At 66.1% G+C, this 3,309-nt stretch carries 3 protein-coding genes and 1 pseudogene; 1 reads left to right on the plus strand and 3 read right to left on the minus strand.

Features of this window, described 5'->3' with window-relative positions; translation table 11 throughout:
• Positions 1-344 (minus strand): annotated as a pseudogene (locus EOD07_RS27900) (GNAT family N-acetyltransferase); the annotation flags it as partial.
• An 82-nt stretch (positions 345-426) separates the two neighbouring features.
• Here EOD07_RS27900 and EOD07_RS27905 point away from each other — a divergent pair.
• Complete coding sequence (locus tag EOD07_RS27905) at positions 427-1,611, plus strand: pyridoxal phosphate-dependent aminotransferase (protein WP_127237683.1); 1,185 nt, start codon at positions 427-429, stop codon at positions 1,609-1,611.
• A gap of 115 nt (positions 1,612-1,726) precedes the next feature.
• Here EOD07_RS27905 and EOD07_RS27910 read toward each other — a convergent pair whose 3' ends face one another.
• Positions 1,727-2,488, minus strand: coding sequence for an SDR family oxidoreductase (locus EOD07_RS27910; protein ID WP_040990035.1), 762 nt, complete (start codon positions 2,486-2,488; stop codon positions 1,727-1,729).
• A 240-nt stretch (positions 2,489-2,728) separates the two neighbouring features.
• A partial coding sequence (locus tag EOD07_RS27915; protein WP_164772597.1) for a tellurite resistance TerB family protein occupies positions 2,729-3,309 on the minus strand: 581 nt, incomplete at its 5' end.

A 3,309-nucleotide genomic window follows, 5' to 3' on the forward strand; every position in this document is an offset into this window, starting at 1 on the left:
GTCCCCAATAGATGTTGCCGATTTCGCCGACGCCGTTGGGCGTCGATGCGCATCAGCGTCTGGCGTCCGGCGATCTTGCCGCTCGCCTTGTCGATGACGGTGAAGAACAGCGGATCCTCGCTGGCTTCGGCCTTGTCGAGCCAGGGCTGGAAGGCGGCGCGGTTTTCCGGCGGGTAGTCGGGCAGCCAGGCGAAACGTCCGCCGGCATCGGAAACCGAGGAGGCCTCGTAGAGGCCGTCGCCATGCTTTGCCGCGCTCAGCGGTTCCAGCCTGACGGTGCGTCCCTCGATCGCCTTGCGTTCCGGCCGCGGGCGCGGCTGCCATTTCTTCAGATCTTCCGACACCGGCCACTCCAATCCGTTGACTTTTCCCGGCGGACGGTCACAAAAACGCTCGCTCACAGAAAGAACCACAGGGACGGGAAAAATGCTCCACACGATCGCGGCCTTCGACCGGCTTGGCGAGGAAAACGCTTTCGCGGTGCTGGCGAGGGCCACCGCGCTTGCCCATCAGGGCCGCGACATCATCAACCTCGGCATCGGCCAGCCCGACTTCAAGACGCCGCAGCACATCGTCGAGGCGGCGATCAAGGCGCTGCGCGACGGCCACCACGGCTACACGCCGGCAAACGGCCTCTTGGCCACCCGCGAGGCCGTCGTGCGCCGCACGCTGACCACCACCGGCGTCGAGGTGTCGCCCGAGAATGTGATGATCCTGCCCGGCGGCAAGCCGACGATGTTCGCCGCGATCCTGATGTTCGGCGAGGCGGGCACCGAGACCCTCTACCCCGATCCCGGCTTTCCGATCTACCGCTCGATGATCGAGTTCACCGGCGCCACGCCGGTGCCGGTGCCGATCCGCGAGGAGAACGGCTTTGCCTTCTCGGCCGACGAGACACTGGCGCTGATCACGCCGAAGACCAGGCTGCTGATCCTCAACTCGCCCGCCAATCCGACCGGTGGCGTCACCCCGCGCGCCGAGATCGAGAAGCTGGTCAAGGGCTTGGAGAAGCACCCTCAGGTCGCCATCCTGTCGGACGAGATCTACGACGTCATGACCTATGACGGCGAGATCCACTGCTCGCTGCTCAACTTCCCCGAGATCCGCGACAGGCTGATCGTGCTCAACGGCTGGTCGAAGACCTGGGCGATGACGGGCTGGCGCATGGGCTGGTCGATCTGGCCGAACGGCGACAGGGGCGCTCATCTCTACGACAAGGTGCGCAAGCTGGCGGTGAACTGCTGGTCCTGCGTCAACGCGCCGAGCCAGTTTGCCGGCATCGCCGCGATCGACGGCCCGCAGGACGATGTCGACAAGATGATGCGCGCCTTCGACAACCGCAGGAAGATCGTGGTCGAGGGGCTGAACGCGCTGCCCGGCATCTCCTGCATCACGCCGAAGGGCGCCTTCTACGCCTTCCCCAACGTCTCGAACACGGGCTGGAAGGCCAAGAAGCTCGCCTCGGCGCTGCTGGAGGACGCCGGCGTGGCGCTGATCGGCGGTCCCGATTTCGGCGTTCTCGGCGAAGGCTATATCCGGCTTTCCTACGCCAATTCCGAGGAGAACATCCTGCGCGCCCTGGAGCGGATCGAGGCGTTCCTGAAGAAGTGATCCCCGCATCCGGCCGCTTCGCGGCCGCCTTCTCCCCCGGTGGGAGAAGAGATTCGAAACGGCCCGACGGTCTCCTCTCCCCCTGGGGGAGAGGTCCGGGTGAGGGCGACCGGCGCTAACCTCTGCCGACAAACGGCATCTTCGTCGCCATCACGGTCATGAACAGCACGTTGGCGTCGAGCGGCAGGCTAGCCATATGCAGAACCGCATCGGCGACGCGTTGCACGTCCATCACCGCCTCGGCCGCGATCGAGCCGTTGGCCTGCGGCACGCCGACCGTCATCGGTTGCGCCATCTCGGTCAGCGCGTTGCCGATGTCGATCTGCCCACAGGCGATGTCGAAGGGCCGGCCGTCGAGCGCCAGCGTCCTGGTGAGCCCGGTGATCGCGTGCTTGGTCGCCGTATAGGGCGCTGAGCCCGGGCGCGGCGCATAGGCCGACACCGAGCCGTTGTTGATGATGCGGCCGCCCATCGGCTTCTGCCGTCGCATGGCGCCGAAGGCCGCGCGGGCGCACAGGAACGAACCGGTGAGGTTGACGCCGACGACATCGTTCCAGACCTCGACCGGGATCTCGTCGATCAGCGTCGACTTGTAGCCCATGCCGGCATTGTTGAAGAGCAGGTCGACGCGGCCGAAGGCTTCGAGCACGGTCTCGAACATGTCGTCCACCTGGTCGGCCTTGCTGATGTCGCAGGCGACGGCCAATGCCTTGGCTTGCGTCTTGCCTGCGTCGGCGATCGCCTCCTCCAACACCGCTTTGCGGCGGCCGCAGAACACCGTGTTCCAGCCTGCCTTGAGCAGCGCCGTGGCGACGCTCTTGCCGATGCCGGTGCCGGCTCCGGTCACGATGGCGGTCTTCTCTGCTATGGCTGTCATCGCCGTCCTCCCGCTCATGCATGGAAAGACGTGGCATCGCAAATGCCGAGGATCATGGCAAGCCGCTATTGGCGGATAAGAAGAGGCCAACAAAAAGGGCGGCCATTGGCGACCGCCCCGATCTGAACCGCGCTTGGGAGGAGGAAAAGCCGGTCCGACTGATTAGAATGATGCGCTTGCTGGGTTAACGAGAAGTTAACGGCCGCGCGATGTCCTGTCGCCTGCCGGCAACCCTCTCCCTCACCAGGGCGAACTCGGCGCGCTGCCGGCCGGCACCTTTGCCGCCGAAACAGTCGCCTCGACATGGTCGACCAGCGCATCCGGCAGGCCGAGCCGGCCGGCGAGCAGGTCGAGATACCCGCGCTCGGCGCGCGTATTTGGATCAATGGTCAGGCGCGAGGCGGTGTAGAGCTCGAGCTTCTGCGCATCGGTCTTGGCGCCGGCGACCAGCGTGTCGAGATCGAGCGGGCTTTCGAGTTCGGCCAGCAGGAATTTTTCCGCTTCCGCGCCGATGCCGGCGAGCTTGAGCTTGTCGGCGATCTTCTTGCGCTCGTCGTCGTCGACATGGCCGTCGGCCTTGGCTGCCGAGATCATCGCCCTGACCAGCGTCAGCGTGAACTCGGCCTCACCCTGCGGCGCCTGCGTGGGATCGAAAGCGGTATCGGCCGGCGGCGGGAGCAGTTCAGGCTCACCGGATGCGGGCGCCTGCGCCGGCTCGTTGCCGGCCTTGTAATTCTGGTAGGCCTTGTAGGCGAGGCCGCCGATCGCCGCCAGGCCGCCGAGCTTGATGGCAGCACCCGTCACCTGACGCCCGGTGCCGG

The organism is Mesorhizobium sp. M2C.T.Ca.TU.002.02.1.1, assembly GCF_003997225.1.